16 protein-coding genes, 1 pseudogene and 1 riboswitch are annotated in these 17,259 nt (G+C 47.0%); of the genes and pseudogenes, 12 read left to right on the top strand and 5 right to left on the bottom strand.

The annotated features are described in order from the left end of the window. Nucleotides 1-506: 506 nt before the first annotated feature. Nucleotides 507-1,031 carry a DUF3087 domain-containing protein gene (locus R7Q46_RS23300; protein WP_213871360.1) on the bottom strand — a complete coding sequence of 175 codons (525 nt, stop codon included), beginning with the start codon at nucleotides 1,029-1,031 and terminating at the stop codon, nucleotides 507-509. 158 nt (nucleotides 1,032-1,189) lie between these two features. Between R7Q46_RS23300 and trmY the strand changes: the two genes are divergently transcribed. Then, nucleotides 1,190-1,789 carry a tRNA (pseudouridine(54)-N(1))-methyltransferase TrmY gene (gene trmY, locus R7Q46_RS23305; protein ID WP_017634347.1) on the top strand — a complete coding sequence of 200 codons (600 nt, stop codon included), beginning with the start codon at nucleotides 1,190-1,192 and terminating at the stop codon, nucleotides 1,787-1,789. 78 nt (nucleotides 1,790-1,867) lie between these two features. Here the strand turns inward: trmY and R7Q46_RS23310 are convergent, their stop codons facing one another. Both R7Q46_RS23310 and R7Q46_RS23315 read right to left on the bottom strand, forming a co-directional pair. After that, the gene (locus R7Q46_RS23310; RefSeq protein ID WP_213871359.1) at nucleotides 1,868-3,211 is read right to left on the bottom strand and encodes a TldD/PmbA family protein; all 1,344 of its coding nucleotides are present in this window, start codon (nucleotides 3,209-3,211) and stop codon (nucleotides 1,868-1,870) included. Further along, entirely contained in the window at nucleotides 3,211-4,596 is a 1,386-nt protein-coding gene (locus R7Q46_RS23315; protein WP_031780818.1) for a TldD/PmbA family protein, read from the bottom strand. Before R7Q46_RS23315 ends, R7Q46_RS23310 begins: the two co-directional genes overlap by 1 nt. A gap of 311 nt (nucleotides 4,597-4,907) precedes the next feature. Continuing rightward, nucleotides 4,908-5,015: riboswitch (TPP riboswitch) on the top strand. 97 nt (nucleotides 5,016-5,112) lie between these two features. On the opposite strand from R7Q46_RS23315, the gene thiD reads away from it, so the two are divergent. From thiD to R7Q46_RS23355, 8 genes and pseudogenes are all read left to right on the top strand, one after another. Then, a complete protein-coding gene (gene thiD / locus R7Q46_RS23320) occupies nucleotides 5,113-5,970 on the top strand; it encodes a bifunctional hydroxymethylpyrimidine kinase/phosphomethylpyrimidine kinase (protein WP_005383329.1) in 858 nt (285 codons plus the stop codon). Further along, nucleotides 5,960-6,715, top strand: coding sequence for an ABC transporter ATP-binding protein (locus tag R7Q46_RS23325; protein ID WP_213880288.1), 756 nt, complete (start codon nucleotides 5,960-5,962; stop codon nucleotides 6,713-6,715). Before thiD ends, R7Q46_RS23325 begins: the two co-directional genes overlap by 11 nt. 58 nt (nucleotides 6,716-6,773) lie before the next feature. Next, nucleotides 6,774-7,508 (top strand): annotated as a pseudogene (locus R7Q46_RS23330) (ABC transporter permease); the annotation flags it as partial. A gap of 47 nt (nucleotides 7,509-7,555) precedes the next feature. Continuing rightward, nucleotides 7,556-8,506 (top strand): ABC transporter substrate-binding protein, encoded by a 951-nt coding sequence (locus R7Q46_RS23335; RefSeq protein WP_206949223.1) that lies wholly within the window; start codon nucleotides 7,556-7,558, stop codon nucleotides 8,504-8,506. 54 nt (nucleotides 8,507-8,560) lie between these two features. After that, a complete protein-coding gene (gene tenA / locus R7Q46_RS23340; RefSeq protein WP_033907186.1) occupies nucleotides 8,561-9,229 on the top strand; it encodes a thiaminase II in 669 nt (222 codons plus the stop codon). Nucleotides 9,230-9,241: 12 nt separating this feature from the next. Then, the gene (gene thiM, locus R7Q46_RS23345) at nucleotides 9,242-10,045 is read left to right on the top strand and encodes a hydroxyethylthiazole kinase (RefSeq protein ID WP_206949221.1); all 804 of its coding nucleotides are present in this window, start codon (nucleotides 9,242-9,244) and stop codon (nucleotides 10,043-10,045) included. A 50-nt stretch (nucleotides 10,046-10,095) separates the two neighbouring features. Then, complete coding sequence (thiE, locus tag R7Q46_RS23350; RefSeq protein WP_206949220.1) at nucleotides 10,096-10,710, top strand: thiamine phosphate synthase; 615 nt, start codon at nucleotides 10,096-10,098, stop codon at nucleotides 10,708-10,710. 182 nt (nucleotides 10,711-10,892) lie between these two features. Continuing rightward, nucleotides 10,893-11,618 (top strand): phosphatase PAP2 family protein, encoded by a 726-nt coding sequence (locus R7Q46_RS23355; protein ID WP_033907189.1) that lies wholly within the window; start codon nucleotides 10,893-10,895, stop codon nucleotides 11,616-11,618. A gap of 70 nt (nucleotides 11,619-11,688) precedes the next feature. Here the strand turns inward: R7Q46_RS23355 and R7Q46_RS23360 are convergent, their stop codons facing one another. Beyond that, nucleotides 11,689-14,136: a trimethylamine-N-oxide reductase 2 gene (locus tag R7Q46_RS23360; RefSeq protein WP_033907190.1), complete on the bottom strand. Its 2,448-nt coding sequence runs from the start codon at nucleotides 14,134-14,136 to the stop codon at nucleotides 11,689-11,691. A 22-nt stretch (nucleotides 14,137-14,158) separates the two neighbouring features. Next, on the bottom strand, nucleotides 14,159-15,253 hold the full coding sequence (locus R7Q46_RS23365; RefSeq protein WP_033907191.1) for a NapC/NirT family cytochrome c: 1,095 nt from the start codon (nucleotides 15,251-15,253) through the stop codon (nucleotides 14,159-14,161). A gap of 270 nt (nucleotides 15,254-15,523) precedes the next feature. On the opposite strand from R7Q46_RS23365, the gene R7Q46_RS23370 reads away from it, so the two are divergent. From R7Q46_RS23370 to R7Q46_RS23380, 3 genes are read left to right on the top strand one after another with little or no spacing between them, the layout of a single operon-like run. Continuing rightward, on the top strand, nucleotides 15,524-16,039 hold the full coding sequence (locus tag R7Q46_RS23370; RefSeq protein ID WP_005374306.1) for a GNAT family N-acetyltransferase: 516 nt from the start codon (nucleotides 15,524-15,526) through the stop codon (nucleotides 16,037-16,039). Between the two features lie 9 nt (nucleotides 16,040-16,048). After that, nucleotides 16,049-16,780, top strand: a complete 732-nt coding sequence (locus R7Q46_RS23375; protein WP_017821007.1) for a glucose 1-dehydrogenase — start codon at nucleotides 16,049-16,051, stop codon at nucleotides 16,778-16,780. Nucleotide 16,781: 1 nt separating this feature from the next. Next, nucleotides 16,782-17,252 (top strand): GNAT family N-acetyltransferase, encoded by a 471-nt coding sequence (locus tag R7Q46_RS23380; protein ID WP_033907192.1) that lies wholly within the window; start codon nucleotides 16,782-16,784, stop codon nucleotides 17,250-17,252. Nucleotides 17,253-17,259 lie beyond the last annotated feature (7 nt).

The raw sequence follows: 17,259 nt of genomic DNA on the forward strand, positions 1-17,259 counted from the left end.
AGCGTTCAATCTGAGCCATGATCAAACTCTTCAATTTAAGATTTTGTTCGGCTCAATGAATACTGAACATTACATAAAAGTAATGTTTGAATTGACTGTGCTGAATCTTTCGATTCAATGGTCACTTCGTATCATTGAAACCTAATTTGAAGCCTAAGCTTCTAATTGGATTATCATCAACGAGTGCCCACACAGATTGATAGGTCTATATTGTTAAAGAGCTTGCTTCGTAAGCTTTGCTATCGAAGCGGAGGCGTATTCTAAGGAATTAACTTTCAGTGTCAAACACTTTTTAAAATTAATTTTTAGAAGCTTTCTTTCGCCTTATTGCCAATTGCTTTTGCGTTTCCGCTTTGCCCTGACAACGGAGGCGCATTATAGGGAGATGATTTTTCTTGGCAACCCCTTTTTAGAAAAAAACTTAAAAAAAAGCATCGAGTGATTAAATCTCACTCAAACGCTTAATTTTAGCACTCAGTTGTTAACTTCAAGTAGCAAATAGGCAATCAGTATGTGTCTACCCAGCTCTCTTTAAAGCTGGTGATATCAAGATCCAGTGATTGCGCCGCTTCGATTTGCTCGATAGCCTCCAATTCTTTATTTACACTGCTCATCGTCAGTGTGTTGTTGTCTAACTCAAACACTTGGCGTTGCGTGGTGTAATAGAACTTAAGCGTAGTGAGCGCTTTTACATTGTCATTGCTCGCGGCTGCTTTAATGTTTTTTAGTTTACGAAAGATTTTGTTGTGCAGTTGCTTGACTTTCCAAACGTACAGCACTTCTTCCATGTATGGTCGAGTTTTAATGTGATTCAATAAAGAGAGGGAAGTTGCAACTGCGAGAACGACACCAATCAAATTCCAATGGAAATTGCCCGTTGATTGTTCTGGTACGACTTCAGTGTTGCCAAACAAAACAATCAGCAAGGTACTAAAGGCAAGAGAAGAGATGGCGAGCAACGCAACAAAACCGCCAATCACAAGGCTTACTTTCTTTTTATAAATGTCTTTATTTATCTGTTTGATTTCCATATACCGCTCCTAACAGGTTACCTCTATTTTAACCAGCGCACTCCGCACGACAATCGAAGCTTTGTAAGTAAGTTCACATTTGCTATTAAACTCGCATCCCTTCCCTGCTTGGGTATATACTTCCGCGCATTCACTCTTCCTATATAGAGGCTAAATTCATGCGCTCTTTTGTTTTACGAGCTCGCGCGGCGCCAACCACCAGCAAAGCACTGTTAGAAGGTGTTGGTAATGAAGCGCATACAGAGATTCTTGCTCATACCATGATGAACACTATGTTCGTTGCTCAATCACACCGTGAAGATGTGGTTGTTCACTTGGTTTTGGAAAGCACAAAAGACTTCTCACGCACCATTACTATTCGCTCCAACGACATCACCAACATTGGCGGCTTCCATGAGTCAACCTTGATTGCAGCAGTGGCTCGCGCTTTGGATGCTTCGGTTGGTATGGGTAAAGAGCAACTTCGTGAAGTCGAACCTGGTATTACCGTTCGTACAGTGAGCTTTGAACGCCTAGTACAAGAGCTGGCAGAAGATCACCAACTATATATGCTGGATAAGAAAGGCGAATTTGTTCGTGATGCAGAAATTGGTGAAAACCCATGTTTCTTGCTAACTGACCATATACCGATGCCGAAAAAGTCTTTTAACAGCTTAAAGCGCCTTGGCACAGAGAAGATCAGCTTAGGTCCTAAGATGCTTTTCGCTTCTCAGTGTGTGGTATTGATCCACAATGAGTTGGACATACGCGAATTCTAGTTATTCACGCACACGTTGCTAGACAATGAAAGAGGACTCCATTGAGTCCTCTTTTTTGTTTCTGTAGGGATGCTAAGTTTACTTACCACCAATTCTCAAACGAGCAAAACGAACGTCTGGCGAGAAGAAAGTTCGGCTATCGTTAATTAACTGAGTATCACCCACTGCCTCAACTTCTTGCAGCATCTTGTAGAAGTTACCCGCTACCGTGATCCCACGAACTGGCTGAACGCGCTCTCCATCACGGCACAAGAAGCCACTCGCACCAAATGAGAAATCACCACTCACTGCATCCGCACCAGAATGGACACCTTGAAGCTCGACTAACTCTAGGTACTCTCCCGCTTTTACTTCTGATGCACTGCTGTTGCCAGTCGCAATCACTTTGTGATTCGCTGATACGTCTAAGCTCGATTTTGCACCGCGAGCGGCACTTGCCGTCGACACTGCACCCAAATAATTCGCTGTTTGGCTATTGTGCAATAGCGTATTTAGTTGGCCATTGGCGATCAACACATTGTCTTGAGTGGCAAAACCTTCACTATCAAACCCTGCGATAGCCATACCATTCGGCATGTATGCCGCATCGGTAAAGGTAATCAAGTCACTCGCAACACGTTGACCAAGCTTGTCACCCAGTGGCGTAATGCCTTTCATCGCGCTTACGCCAGAGAAAGCACTGCCGAAAGCACCGAATAAACTTGCTAGCGCATTGATGTGGAAGATAGCAGGGTAGTTACCCGTCGCAACCGGTGCGCCTTCAAGAAGATCGCGAGCAAGGTTGTAGCCACCTTCGATACAGTAAGCTGGATTCAACTCATCAAAACGGCGACCCAGTGACATTCTACCCGCCATTGACTGTTTGCCATTTTTTTCAAACAAGGTATACGCGTAACAAGTGAACGAGCGCTCGAAGTGTTGACACAATGTGCCTTGAGTATTGGCGATGATCAGTTGTGTTTCGCCATCGCTGTAACCATTGTAAGGTGCGCTAGAAGCGTGAGGCAGAGCCACTACGCCTTGCTCAAGTGCGAGAGAAAGTTCGATTTTTTCGTCAACAGAAGTTGTATCTTCTTGCGCAATCTCAGCAACATCAGTCGCGATTTGGCTGTTCACGCAACTAATAGTCTGATGTTCATCTTGCTTGGAAAAGCGAGCGCTTTGCAGTGCGTTGGTCAGCATCAAGTCTAAGCTTGGTTGCTCTAGTGATTCAGAATAACTTGTCGCGACACGAGCATCTTTAATAACTCGAACACCCAGCACTTGACTTGAGCTTACTTTGTACTCATCCAGCTTTCCTTGGTTCGCTTTCAGAGAAAAGCTGCTGTTGCGGTTTACAATGACGTCCGCTTCTGCACCTTGGCGTTTTGCTTCTGATAGGACGTAATCAACCGCATTAAGAAGTTGTTGTTCTTGGCTCATTAGTTACCGCCTCCTACCAGAATGTTATCGACTTTCAGTGTTGGCTGACCGACTGTTGTTGGTACTGAACCACTTACGGAACCACACATGCCCGGCGCAAGTGCCATGTCTTTGCCGACCATGCTGATTTCTTTCAACACTTTTGGACCCGTGCTGATCAGCGTTGCTGTTTTCAGAGGCTTGGTGATTTTGCCATTTTCAATGAGATAAGCTTCACGAACAGCAAAGTTAAACTCACCCGTACCCGGTTGAACCGAGCCACCGCCCATCTTCTTCGCATAGATACCACGCTCGATGCCTGCCAGCATGTCATCAAGTGAATGCTCGCCTTCTTCGATAAAGGTATTACGCATACGCGAGGTTGGTGCGAACTTGTAGTTTTGACGACGACCAGAACCCGTAGGTTCGTAACCTGTCTTCATGCCACCCATTTTATCGACCATAAAGCTGGTTAGCTTACCGTCTTTGATCAATTGGGTGCGCTGAGTCTTCATGCCTTCGTCATCAACATGAATCGAGCCCCATTCGTTGGTCATGGTGCCATCATCGACTGCATTCACCGCGGTGTGAGCAACCATTTCGCCCATCTTGTCGTGGAATACTGAAGCTTTCTTCGCAACCGAAGTGGTTTCTAGCAAGTGACCACACGCTTCATGGAAGATAACGCCGCCAAAGCCGTTACCAATTACCACTGGCATTTCACCCGATGGACAAGCATCAGCGCCAAGTTTTACCAACGCTTGTTGCGCGATAGTTTGACCTAGCTCTTTCGCATCAAGCTGTTCACTGAACTCCCAGCCAGCAAGAGCACCAGGACCTTCCATACCAGAAGACTGCTCATTACCTTTTTGAGCGACAGTATTACCAGCAACTCGGATGTAGTGACGAGTATCGTCAACGTGTAGACCTTCTGAATTGAAGATAGACACTTGCTGTTCGCGCTGAAGCACGCTGCCAATAAACTGGCTGATATGCTCACTCTCAGCACGTGCGGCTTGGTCAACTTTCAATAGAAACGCGATTTTTGAATCTAGGTTAGCATCCTTACTTAGTGGCATGCGGCAACCATGTTGGATTGGGTAGCGGTTCAAATTCAAAGAACCCGCTGACGCGATTTGCTCACGCTTGTCTTTTGCAGCAAGCAGCGAGGTTACGCGCTTTAGTTCGGCTTCATCTGTGCTGTTGGTGTAACCGTAAAGCACCTTATGACCGAAAAAAAGACGAATACCGATACCAAAATCGATACCCGAGTTAACCTTATCCACTTCACCAGATGCGATCTGGACAGTGTTGGTTTGGTGATGTTCAACGAATAGTTCAGCGAAATCAGCCCCCAAAAAGAGCGCATGATCGATCACTGACTTCGCTGTTACAGAATTAAGCATGAAGTCTCCTTGCTCGATGATCGTCTTAGCCTTCCTAATTAACTGTGAAAAAGTTCAACAAAGTTAAATTGGCAACACGTTAAATTTTAACAGTTTTTTAACCTTGTTTTGTGCTAATCCTTGCTTAACGAGACCACGATTATTTATTAAATATTCCAGGTTCTGCTCATTCACCAGAGCGTTGCACTAGTAAATTCCACCCAGCAAACCATTTAGGTGCTTACTTTATCACTCACCTCGCATAATTGAATACTCATTATAATTACGCTCAAAAAACGTATCCCTTCCGCAATGGTCCTGCTATCATCCGAACGAAATAGTCGGGGGGCCACACGACAAGTGTTGGCTGAGATCGAAATTCGAGACCCGTTGAACCTGATTCAGTTAGCACTGACGTAGGGAACTATGCACACTTTGCCTTTCGTCGCCCCTCTTAGGTAAGCGATAGCGATCGAAAAATCGATCTATCTGCAACGGTCAAAGTCAGTTCCTATACGTCTTGTAGTAGGAGCGACCATGACGCAGCAATCACAACCTCATTCACATCACACGCCAGCCTTGCCTACCCCTATCGTATTGACCATCGCGGGCTCAGACAGTGGTGGCGGTGCAGGTATTCAAGCCGACATCAAAGCGATGTCCGCAACCGGCAGTTTTGCTTGCTCGGTAATCACGGCGATTACTTCGCAAAATACCCAAGGCGTTTCTGCGATTTTCCCCATTCCTCTCGACCATGTAGAGAGCCAACTTGATGCAGTATTTACCGACCTCAACATCGTTGCAGTCAAAGTGGGCATGCTGGCAGATTCCAACATCATCAAAGTCGTTGCAGACAAAATTAAACAATACCAGCCAAAACACCTCGTGATTGACCCTGTAATGGTGGCCACCAGCGGCGATCTATTACTGGAACAGTCGGCAATCAGTACTTTAAAAGAAGAATTGATTCCGCTCGCAGACATCATTACCCCTAACCTACCCGAAGGCGCAGCATTGACGGGTAAGCCAATGCCTCAATCAGAATCTGAAATGAACGATATGATTACCGACCTTCGTGCGCTTGGCGCCAAAGCTATTCTGCTCAAAGGCGGTCACCTTGAAGAAAATGAAAACAGCAACGATCTGCTTATCATGCAAGACAGTGCCGAGTTAATTAGCGCCAAGCGATTTCCAACCAAAAACACCCATGGCACAGGCTGTACACTTTCTTCCGCCATTGCGTCTTATCTTGGCCAAGGCAACAACCTACACAAAGCGGTGCACCTGGGTAAGCAGTACATCAGCCAAGCTATCGCACACGCTGATGAATTGGATGTAGGTAAAGGCCATGGCCCTGTGAACCACTTTTTTGCGGGTCATACTTATGTTCGCTAACGCGATTGGCATTCAGCTTTCCGATGCTAGCCTGCGATACAAAGATAGCCAAACACCGACTTTAGCAGGAATGAACATGACCATTCCCGTCGGTAAATGGACGGTATTACTCGGACGAAGTGGCTGCGGGAAAACCACAATATTGCGTTACTTAGCTGGCCTACTGGATGACCAAGTTGACTGGCATGGCGAACTCATCACAACCGATGGCGCTGCACTGCATGACCGTATCGCTTACATGGCTCAACAGGATTTATTGCTACCGTGGTTGAATGTGTTAGACAACGTCTGCCTCAGTTCTCGATTTTCTCAAGAGCAAGCACCAGAGCAAAATAGACAACGTGCACTGACTTTACTAAGCCAAGTGGGACTCGCCGATTACGCGGATGCTAAGCCAGCTCAGCTCTCTGGCGGCATGAGACAACGTGTTGCCCTTGCTCGCACTCTGATGCAAGACAAGCCTCTGGTTCTGATGGATGAGCCTTTCTCTGCGTTGGACGCGGTTACTCGCCATAAGTTGCAGACCTTGTCTGCCGAATTACTGAAATATAAGACCGTTGTTCTTATTACCCACGACCCACAAGAAGCGGTGCGATTAGCTCACCAACTCTATGTACTGCAAGGTACGCCTGCGCAAGCTCAGCACTTGGTCGTTCCAGACTCCAAGCCGCCACGAGTTCTCGATGGAGAGTGCGCCGCGCTTCAACAAGCGATTTTGGATCAATTGGAGAAAGACTATGAGTGATATGACTCAGTACAACTCCGTTTCGGCACTTATTAGTAAAAAAGAACGCGTGACCCATCCGGCTCTGCGCTTAGTTATCAGCACTGCGGTGATCTTGGGATTGTGGCAGTTGGCTGTTGTGGTATTCGACATGCCAAGCTTCATCTTACCTTCACCAATTGAAGTGCTGGATAGGTTGGTCACTCGTTACGATGTCCTGCTCAAACATACTTGGGTTACCGCGCAAGAGATCTTATTTGGCTTGGCGCTTGGATTATCGATGGGTTTGCTGTTCGCATTGCAAATGCTGATGTTCGAGCCGCTGAAGCGTTGGCTATTGCCTATTCTGATTACTAGCCAAGCGATCCCTGTGTTCGCCATCGCGCCAGTGCTCATGCTTTGGCTGGGGTACGGCATTGCATCAAAAGTAGTCATGGCGGCGATCATCATCTTTTTCCCCGTCACGACATGTTGCTATGACGGCTTGCGCAATACGCCAACAGGTTACCTCGACCTTGCCAAGACCATGGGCGCGTCTAAATGGCAGCTACTTCGTCATATTCAATTGCCAGCCGCACTACCAACTTTAGCCTCAGGTATTCGTGTTGCCGTCGTTATTGCGCCAATTGGAGCAGTGGTCGGTGAGTGGGTAGGTTCAAGCGAAGGCTTGGGTTATCTGATGCTCCAAGCCAACGCTCGCATGATCATTGATGAGATGTTTGCAGCGCTGTTTATCCTCGCTGTGCTGTCTATCTCACTCTACTTCATCACCGATAAATTATTGAAAAAAGCCATCCCTTGGGAAAGCAAATAATTACAGAAAATAACCAAAGAAAATTGGGAAAGAAAAGGAAGAACCCCGTGAATAAAAACAAACTTATGAGCGCTGCTGCTCTACTCGCTTCAGTGGTATCAACCAACGTGCTTGCCGCTGAAAAAGAGATGACACTGATGTTGGATTGGTTCGTCAATCCAAACCATGGTCCTATCGTTATTGCCAAAGAGCGTGGTTACTTCAAAGAGCAAGGTTTGAAGGTCAACATTCAAGAGCCAGCAGATCCAAGTACACCTCCTAAGTTGGTCGCTGCTGGCAAAGTCGACATGGCGATTTCATACCAACCAAGCCTAACTATCGATGTCGCAGCTGGTTTGCCACTAATCCGCTCTGCGACTCTGATTGCTACGCCACTCAACACGCTGATGGTGTTGGATAACGGTAAGAATGAAAACCTTGGTGACTTGAAAGGCAAGAAGATCGGTATTGCGATCGCAGGCAACGAAGAAGCGACAATCGGCACCATGCTAGCTGAAGAGAACGTGAAGTTTTCTGACGTACAAATCATCAACGTAGGTTGGGCACTGTCTTCGTCTCTTGCGTCTGGCAAAGTGGATGCGATTTGGGGCGGTCTACGTAACTTCGAAACCAACCAACTTGCACTAGAAGGTTATAAAGCTAAGGCCTTCTTCCCTGAAGAACACGGCGTACCAGCGTATGACGAGTTAGTCTTCGTAGCCAATGCAAAAACCTACGACAAAGAAGCCATCAAGGCATTCAACAAAGCGCTAGAGCAAGCAACCACTTACATCGTTAACCATCCAAAAGAGTCGTGGAAAGAGTTCGTGGCTTATTCACCAGACACGCTCAACAACGAGCTTAACCAACGCGCTTGGAACGACACGCTAACTCGTTTTGCTCTTCGTCCATCCGCAGTAGATCTGAAACGCTACGATGATTATGCGCAATTCATGTATTCACAAAAAATCATCGAAACACTGCCAAAAGCGAAAGATTACGTACCGAGCTTTGACTAATTCTACTGACCTTAGGATCTCAGCCTAGGGTCTTTTGATAACGAGATACCCATAATGAAATACCAAGATTTGATCGACGCTTGCCGCCAAGATTGGCAAGAATACACTGAGCATGCTTTCGTACAGCAATTGGCGCAAGGCACTCTTGCTCAGCCTTGTTTTCTGCATTACCTAAAGCAGGATTTTCTTTTCCTAAAGCAGTACGCACGAGCTTACGCATTAGCGATCTACAAAGCGCGTACTTTGGATGACATGCGCCGCGCTCTCCCAAGCGTACATGCATTGCTCGATTCTGAAATCGCCCACCACGTGACTTACTGTGAGCAATGGGGACTGACAGAATCCGACTTAGAAAACGAGCCAGAAGATTTCGGCACTGTGGCTTACACGCGCTACGTATTGGATGCTGGCATGACGGGCGATCTTGTTGATCTATACGCGGCACTAGCACCATGCTCTATCGGTTATGCCGTAATCGGTAAAATGCTGATTGAAGATGAGAACACGGTAATCGAAGGCAACCCATACGCAAGTTGGATCAACCTCTACGGTGGTGAGGAATTCCAATCTGGTGTCGCAAAAGGTGCAGAACACTTTAATCAGTTATTGGCGGAAATCGACATCAATAGCCAACGCGGTCAAAACCTGATTCAGGTATTCAAAACTGCAACGCGTATGGAAGTGGCATTCTGGCAACAAGGTCTGAACGCTCAGCAAGATTAATCGGAGAGTCTCATGTTAATTGAACAAATCACCCAAGCATTAACCGCAGTACGCCAGCAAAAGCCGTTAGTCGTCAACATCACTAACTACGTGGTGATGAACAACACGGCAAACGCGCTATTGGCTATCGGTGCTTCTCCAATCATGGCGCACTCCAAGCAGGAAATGGCCGAGATGATGTCGTTCGCTGGCGCACTGGTTATCAACATCGGTACCCTAGACAGCGTTTGGACACCGCGTATGAGCTATGCCGTAGAGCAAGCCAATGCAAATGGTAAAATCGTTGTACTCGACCCCGTCGGTTGTGGAGCAAGCTCATTACGTACCGAGACATCACGTGAGATCGCACGCCTTGCAGACAAGTTGATCATTCGTGGTAACGCTTCAGAAATCATCGCTCTCGCTGGCGAGCAAGCACAAAGCAAAGGCGTTGATGCGTTAGACAGCAGCGACGCAGCACTTGGCGCAGCCAACTTCTTAGTCGCAGAGTATGGTGCAAGTGTAGTGATTTCTGGCGAGACTGATTACATCGTCACGAAAGAGCAAACCGTCCAGTTGAATAATGGTCACGAGATGATGCCTTACGTAACGGGCATGGGCTGCACACTAACGGCACTGACGGGTGCTTTCGCTGCTGTTGGTGATCACTCCGGACTTGCTGCTGCGGCGGTACTGGGCGTTGTTGGCGAAATTGCAGCGGAACAAGCTCGTGGTCCAGGTAGCCTGCAAATGAACCTGTTGGATGAGCTTTACCAGTTGGATGAAGAAACGCTGGCAAAACGCCTAAAGCTCCAAGTGAGCAAAGCTTTTCTCTAACAAATATCGGCCTCTCATTCCATCTAGATGAGAGGCCCAAAGGAAACAAAATGAACGCCTATCGTTTATATTTGGTCACCGATGACCAACAAGATTTAGCCACACTAAAGCGTGTTGTGAGAAAAGCCGTGGAAGGTGGCGTGACCATGGTACAAGTTCGCGAAAAACACGGTGATGTGCGTGCGTTTATCGAACGAGCTCAAGCCGTAAAGACTATCCTTGAAGGTACTGGCGTCCCGCTAATCATCAATGATCGTGTTGATGTTGCCCTTGCCGTCGATGCCGATGGTGTTCACCTCGGGCAGTCAGACATGCCAGCAGAGATCGCTCGTCAATTGATTGGCCCAAACAAGATTCTCGGCTTATCGATTGAGACTGAAGAGCAGCTGGCAGAGGCGGGTTATCTGCCCATTGATTACATCGGTTTGAGTGCGATATTCGCTACACCTACCAAAACCAACACCAAAAAACACTGGGGTATTGAAGGTTTGAAGATGGCGCTGAACACCACGCCCTTACCAATCGTCGCGATTGGTGGCATCAACGAAACCAACATTCCTGCCCTGAGTGCGACAGGTGTGCATGGTTTGGCTTTGGTTTCTGCCATTTGTCATGCAGAAAACCCAACCAAAGCAGCAGAGTACTTACTTTCTCTGATGGATTAAGACCCCAACGCTTAAGGATGAGCGCCTTTACCCTCCGGATAAATGTCATCAATTCATCACTCAACCTTCATTCTCTCGTCAAATTGACAGAGCGTTGATAAGTTTTTCACGCCAGATAACGTAAGATAAGCCCCTTATTTTCACGTGGTTGAATAACCCTCAATAAAAACAAAACGCTCTCAATGAAAACCAAAAAATATGGATTGATGATGCTCGCCTTGTTTGTTCTTGGCATCATCCCAATGTCGCTGTTTGGCTCTTATCACAATCTCACTTCACAGGTGCCGGAAAGTCTGGGTATTACTTTTACTTTGCTCACAGATTCTGCTGGTAGCAAAGGCTTTTTAATTACGTTAACACTGCTACTGCTTTCTTTATTTCGCTTTAAACCAAGTCGCATTGAGTGGATGCAAAAACTCTCAATGTTAGGGTTGTTACTGGTGATTGGTTTTGCCAGCAAAACGGGTCTAAAACTGATGACAGAAAGCCCGCGTCCCTACGCCGAACTGCTTGCTGCAGAGCAATTGATTGAGCACCCAGACGCGTTTTATCAGTTGGATACAAAGCAGCAAGCCAACGTAATTAACCAGATTTCTGAACACGTCAGTGATAGGCGAACGCGCCATTGGCAAGGCGAGAAAGACTATTCTTTCCCATCCGGCCATACGATTTTCGTTTCGATTTGTTTGGCTTTCTTTGGTGGTTTGTTCTTACAGAACAAGTGCTATATCTCTGCACTGTCATTGTGGATGTGGGGAATGAGCGTCGCATATAGCCGCTTATGGCTGGGCATGCATCGCCCTGAAGATTTAATAGGCTCAGTCTTGTTTGTCGCGATTGTATTTACTTTACTCCCGACATTTCAAATTAAGAAACAGATGCCATTTGTTTCTCTCGCTTCGCGCTAATGTGAACGATTACTAGATAAAAAAGAAGCCAGCGATTCGCTGGCTTCTTGCTTTAAAACGCTACTTTTTTCTAACCATTTCTTGGTGGTTCAAACGCTGTTAGTTCTAATTCTGGGCCAGTGTATTTTTCAATACGAACCAGCGCCGAGTTCGCAGCACAGCCGTTTGCAAGTCGAGAGGTCGGAATATCCAACGTTAACACGTTACAACCGCCGTTCTTACAAATGCCGGTTTTAGGATCCAAATCCGGCCAACCGCCTTCATGAATACACACTGAACCTTGCTTGATTCGGTCAGTCACTTCTGCACCAACCAATACTTGGCCACGGTTGTTAAACGCACGAACTAGATCGCCCGTTTTAATACCACGCGCTTTCGCATCTTCAGGGTGAATCCAAATAGGTTCACGGTTTGCAATTGCGTACTCTTCGCGAATCTTCGCGTAGTTGAATTGGCTGTGTAGACGATGCGCTGCGTGAGCGGTCATTAGCTGCAACTCGCCATCTTTCGCAGTACCCGTGTACTCGGTTGGTGCCATCCACGTTGGATGTGGAGGACAGTCTTCCAACTGATAACCTTCAATGGTTTTCGAGAAGATTTCGATCTTACCACTTGGTGTACCGAGTGGATTCATGATCGGGTCTTCACGGAAATCTGCGTAACGAACAAACTGTGCGTTCTTCTCGTTCCACTTCATCTCGATCAGTTGGTTATCTTCCCAGAACTTGCTGAAGTTCGGCATTGCTACGCGAGAGCCACGGCCACCTTGTTGCGCCGCCTTGTAGAAGCCGTACAGCCATTCCATTTCGGTTTTGCCTTCGGTGTATACGTCACGGCCACCCGGAGCTAGCATCTCTGCCATGTCCGCGAATACATCGAAGTCATTACGCGCTTCACCTTGCGGCTCAACCACTTGCTTCATTGGCACCAAGTGTTGGTTACTGTAGTCACCCGTCATCGTTAAGTCGTTACGCTCGAACGATGTGGTGATTGGCAGAACAATGTCCGCGTGCTTCGCAGCCGCCGTCCAGTAAGGCTCTGAAATCACGATCAGTTCAGGCTTTTGCCATGCTTTAATCAAGCGGTTGGTATCTTGGTGGTGAGTAAAGTTCGCACCACCTGCCCACCAAATCATCTTGATGTCCGGGAACGTCAGTTCATGACCGTTATGGTGGTAGGATTGACCTGGGTTTTCCAACGCCTCGACAATACGCGCCACAGGGAAGCTTTGCACCGCGCCAGACACCGCCCAGTCGTTCCCCGCAGAAGAGCCGCCACCCAGCGATGCCGAAATCGCAGGAAGTACGCCAGCATCACGAGCAGGGTTACCACCGTTTGAGTAGTGGTAAGAGAAACCAAAACCACCGCCCGGTAAACCGATTTGACCCAACATTGTTGCCAGTGTAACCAGCATCCAGTGACGCTGCTCACCGTATTGTTGGCGCTGCATGCCCCAACCAGCCATCAGCATGGTGCGGTTTTTACTGAAGATGTCAGCCAGTAGCTCAAGTTGCTTCGCAGGTACGCCACAGATTTGTGATGCCCATTCTGCTGATTTTTCTACGCCGTCTTCTTCGCCCATCAGGTACGCTTCAAACTTGTCGTAACCTGCGGTGTATTTATCGAGGAAGGCTTTATCGTGCTTACCTTGTTTCACTAAGGTGTGTGCGATACCCATCATCATTGCCACGTCGGTCATTGGGTGAGGAGCAATCCACTCCGCATTCTCGCCAAAGAACTCGATGGTTTCAGAACGAATTGGGTCAATCGCAATGATCGTCTTGCCTGATTTTTTCAATTGATGGAAGAATTCAAGACCAGCACAGTCTGTTGAGCTCCACGCGATTTTTAGGGTGTTGATTGGGTTTAAGCCCCAAAGCACAACCACATCACTGTGCTCTAGTACCACTGGGTACGTGGTTTGTTGCTCGTACACTTCGATAGAGCCCACAACGTGCGGCATGATGATCTGCGCAGCACCCGTTGAGTAGTCACCCAAGTGGCCTGAATAACCGCCCGCCATGCTCATGTAACGTTGCAGCAAGGTTTGTGCTTTGTGCAGCACGCCACTTGAACGCCAGCCGTAAGAACCAGCAAACACAGAAGCCGGGCCATATTCTTTGCGAATTCGCATGTGCTGTTCGTGGATCAGCTTGTAAGCCTCATCCCAAGACACACGCACAAACTCATCACTACCGCGCACACCTTCTGGCGACGATGGGTTTGCCAAGTAACCTTTGCGAACCATTGGGTACTTAACACGCGCTTTAGTGTGCACTTGGTCAGGACCGGTGCTTTGTAGGCTGTTTGGTACCGTTTGTGGCAATGCGTTCGTGGTTGAAACCAGCTTACCGTCTTGCACTTCACACAGCATTGGGCCCATGCGGCCCGCCGTTAGAATGCCTTTGCCGCGAGCATTAGAAGAAGCAACAGACATAGGTGCAAATGAAGTGAATGCCATTGCACCAGCCGCCATACCAGTGCCTTTTAGAAATCCGCGACGGGTCATATTAGTCATAATCTTATCCTTCTATTTATCGTTAGTGACCAACCACATCTTTCGCGTGGTGCTGGAAGAACTTGGTTAGAATTTCTAGGTTCTCGGCTGAAATATCAGTTCGATCACCCATACTTTTCGCTACCGGTCCCCATGCATTCACTGTGAAGTGATTTGAAGGAATTTTCGCGTGACAAGTTGCACAGTAAACGTTGTCCAACTCTTCTGCGTATGACCATACTGGTTCAAGCGTGTCAACAACTGGAGAATCAATAGCGCCAGTTAGAGAAACCGCGCGCCATTCGTTGCCGTAAACATCTGCCTCAAATTCACCAGTTTCAAGCGCTTGTTGGCCTTGCTCTGTTAGCGTTGCAACGATGGCACGTTGACCTTCTCCCATGTAAAGCACTTGCTCTGCGCCTTTCATTTGGAATGCGTTCAACTTAACAGTGCGGTTGTCGCCTTTAGAGCTGATTACTTCCAACTTCGTCGTTGGGTTAATTTTACCCATCTCACCCATTGCGATTTCAGTCACAGGGTAAACAACCTTGGCATTAGGTGATGTTTTTGTGGTGAAGCTCATCAACGTTTCAAATGCCTTGCTGTCTAGCTCTGCTTCTGGTGCAAAGTGCGCCACACCTTTATGACAATCGATACACGTTTGATCGTTTGCTTTCGCGTAAGCGTGCATCTTCGCCGCATCACGTGATTGCTCAAACTCTTCCATTGCATCGAAATCATGACACGAACGACACGTCGCTGAATCATTTTCACGGAACTGAGCCCATACCGTTTCAGCCATATCTTTACGATGTGCTTCATATTTCTCTGGCGTGTCGATCTTACCTGTCACAAATTCATGGTAGATGTCTTTCGACGCGCGAATTTTGGTGATCAGGTAATCCATTGGTTCTTGAGGAATATGACAGTCAGAACATTCCGCGCGAATGCCTTTCGCATTACTGAAGTGCACTGAGCCTTGGTACTCTTTGTAAGGGGTTTCCATAGAGTGGCACGAGAGACAAAATTCAGTATCTGAGGTGTAATGCATTACTGCCGCACTCCCCCCCAAAGTTAACCAGCCCACACCAATGCCGGCAGCAACCAGCAGTGCAACATATCGTTTTTTTATTGACATAATTAGCAACACTTCCAAATAAAATGTAATTATAGGTCGCAAATTACTACTTTATGGGTAGTCCTCTCTTGATCCACATCATTTCCGTGTTGCTCTGTATGCCTCAAGTATGAAATTTTGTTATTTGCATCTCAAAGATGAATATATGGCAATAATCCATTACCCAGCCAACTATTCACCACATAAATCACTTTTATGAATGCAACTATTTGATTAAACAGATAAGAGGATGAGAGACTGAATCTCCACATTGATGCAGTAAGGACACGCATGTCAGTTTATATCGAGACGCACAGAAGCCAATTAAGACCCATCAAAGCCAGTGACTGGGAACTCTTTCAACGATTACTTTCCGAACAAGAGGTTATTGCGCTCTGTTTCGATCGTCCCAGCGAAACAGAAATAAGAGAAAAATTTGCTTCGCGATTATTACCATGGACCCCAAATTGCCAGCATTGGCTTTGCCTTGTAATACTCGATAAGCAATCTGAACAACCCATCGGCATCACTGGCTTTGCTATTGAAAACGGTAAGGCAGAGGTAGGTTACTTACTTTTGCCGGAATTTCATGGCCAACAGTTTGGAACAGAAACTCTTCAAGCGCTTCTATACTGGGCAACCTCGACACATAACATCAACCACTTTTCCGCGACGGTCACTGAAGGCAATATTGCATCAGAGCGTGTCCTGATAAAATGTGGTTTCGAACTCATTGAGGTCATTCCAGACGCATACCAAATTGGTGGCAAACCCTACGCCGATAAAATCTACTCACTACATAAATAAGGACGTATTTTGAATAAAGTAGTCATCATTACCGGCGCAAGCCGAGGCATTGGAGCCGCAGCGGCAAAAAAGCTGGCCGAGCAAGGCTATCGCGTTTGCGTTAATTACCGCACTCAGCAAGAGGCCGCCGACCAAGTTGTGGCAGAAATACAAGCAAACGGTGGAAAAGCGATTGCCATCGCCGCAGACGTAGCCGATGAGAAGCAAGTGCTCTCCTTGTTTGATGAAACAGAACGTGAATTTGGTGCAGTGACGCACTTGGTCAACAACGTTGGCATCCTATTTACTCAATCGCCTTTGTCAGAAATCAGCTTGGAACGCTTTCAGAAAGTAATGAACACCAATGTGAATAGCTGTTTTCTCTGCTGTCGAGAAGCGGCGAGGCGATTCAGTGCAGGCGGTGCAATTGTGAATGTCTCCTCTGGAGCATCGCGCTCAGGCGCGCCATTTGAGTATGTCGATTACGCCACATCAAAAGGCGCGATGGATACCTTAACTAAAGGGCTCTCGCTAGAGTTGGCAGAGCGCAATATTCGCGTCAATGGCGTTCGACCTGGTTTCATTTACACTGATATGCATGCCGACGGCGGAGAACCAAACCGAGTAGATAGACTCAGCCCTCAAATTCCTCTTAAACGCGGTGGCACGGTAGAAGAAGTGGCAAATGCGATCGCTTGGCTATTAAGTGACGAAGCCTCTTATGTCACAGGATCATTTATCGATATTGCAGGGGGCAGATAGAATGCAAGTCCATATCCGACAAGCGATTCCCGATGATTTAGACGAAATTTTTCAGCTTAATTTTCAAATTAATTCACTGCATTTTGCAAATGCGCCAGAAGCCTTTGTTGCGCCTTCAGAAGCTGACCGCGAATTTCTTGCACAAGCACTAGAGAACAAAGAGCGACTCTTTTTGATTGCCGAACGCGAACAGCAAATTCTCGGCTTCTTAACCGCGATGATCACCCAAAACGACACCGTCAGTTTTCTGATCAAAGACCCAATTTGTCGCGTGGGAACAATTGTTGTCGATGAAGCGCAAAAGCAGCAAGGAATCGGCCGCCAACTGCTCCAAACCTGTGAGCAATGGGCGCGCGATGCCAATGCCACACAAGTTCGATTGGAAGTGATGGAATTCAATCAGCCAGCACAGCGCTTTTACGATAATCAAGGTTTTAAAACTAACTCACGCATTATGCTGAAACATTTGTAACGATAAC

It is taken from the genome of Vibrio sp. 811, from assembly GCF_033339195.1.

Excerpts from the sequence above, each read along its gene's own strand:
- R7Q46_RS23300 (WP_213871360.1), bottom strand. The coding sequence starts at position 1,031 with ATGGAAATCAAACAGATAAATAAAGACATTTATAAAAAGAAAGTAAGC.
- trmY (WP_017634347.1), top strand. The coding sequence starts at position 1,190 with ATGCGCTCTTTTGTTTTACGAGCTCGCGCGGCGCCAACCACCAGCAAA.
- R7Q46_RS23310 (WP_213871359.1), bottom strand. The coding sequence starts at position 3,211 with ATGAGCCAAGAACAACAACTTCTTAATGCGGTTGATTACGTCCTATCA.
- R7Q46_RS23315 (WP_031780818.1), bottom strand. The coding sequence starts at position 4,596 with ATGCTTAATTCTGTAACAGCGAAGTCAGTGATCGATCATGCGCTCTTT.
- thiD (WP_005383329.1), top strand. The coding sequence starts at position 5,113 with ATGACGCAGCAATCACAACCTCATTCACATCACACGCCAGCCTTGCCT.
- R7Q46_RS23325 (WP_213880288.1), top strand. The coding sequence starts at position 5,960 with ATGTTCGCTAACGCGATTGGCATTCAGCTTTCCGATGCTAGCCTGCGA.
- tenA (WP_033907186.1), top strand. The coding sequence starts at position 8,561 with ATGAAATACCAAGATTTGATCGACGCTTGCCGCCAAGATTGGCAAGAA.
- thiM (WP_206949221.1), top strand. The coding sequence starts at position 9,242 with ATGTTAATTGAACAAATCACCCAAGCATTAACCGCAGTACGCCAGCAA.
- thiE (WP_206949220.1), top strand. The coding sequence starts at position 10,096 with ATGAACGCCTATCGTTTATATTTGGTCACCGATGACCAACAAGATTTA.
- R7Q46_RS23355 (WP_033907189.1), top strand. The coding sequence starts at position 10,893 with ATGAAAACCAAAAAATATGGATTGATGATGCTCGCCTTGTTTGTTCTT.
- R7Q46_RS23360 (WP_033907190.1), bottom strand. The coding sequence starts at position 14,136 with ATGACTAATATGACCCGTCGCGGATTTCTAAAAGGCACTGGTATGGCG.
- R7Q46_RS23365 (WP_033907191.1), bottom strand. The coding sequence starts at position 15,253 with ATGTCAATAAAAAAACGATATGTTGCACTGCTGGTTGCTGCCGGCATT.
- R7Q46_RS23370 (WP_005374306.1), top strand. The coding sequence starts at position 15,524 with ATGTCAGTTTATATCGAGACGCACAGAAGCCAATTAAGACCCATCAAA.
- R7Q46_RS23380 (WP_033907192.1), top strand. The coding sequence starts at position 16,782 with ATGCAAGTCCATATCCGACAAGCGATTCCCGATGATTTAGACGAAATT.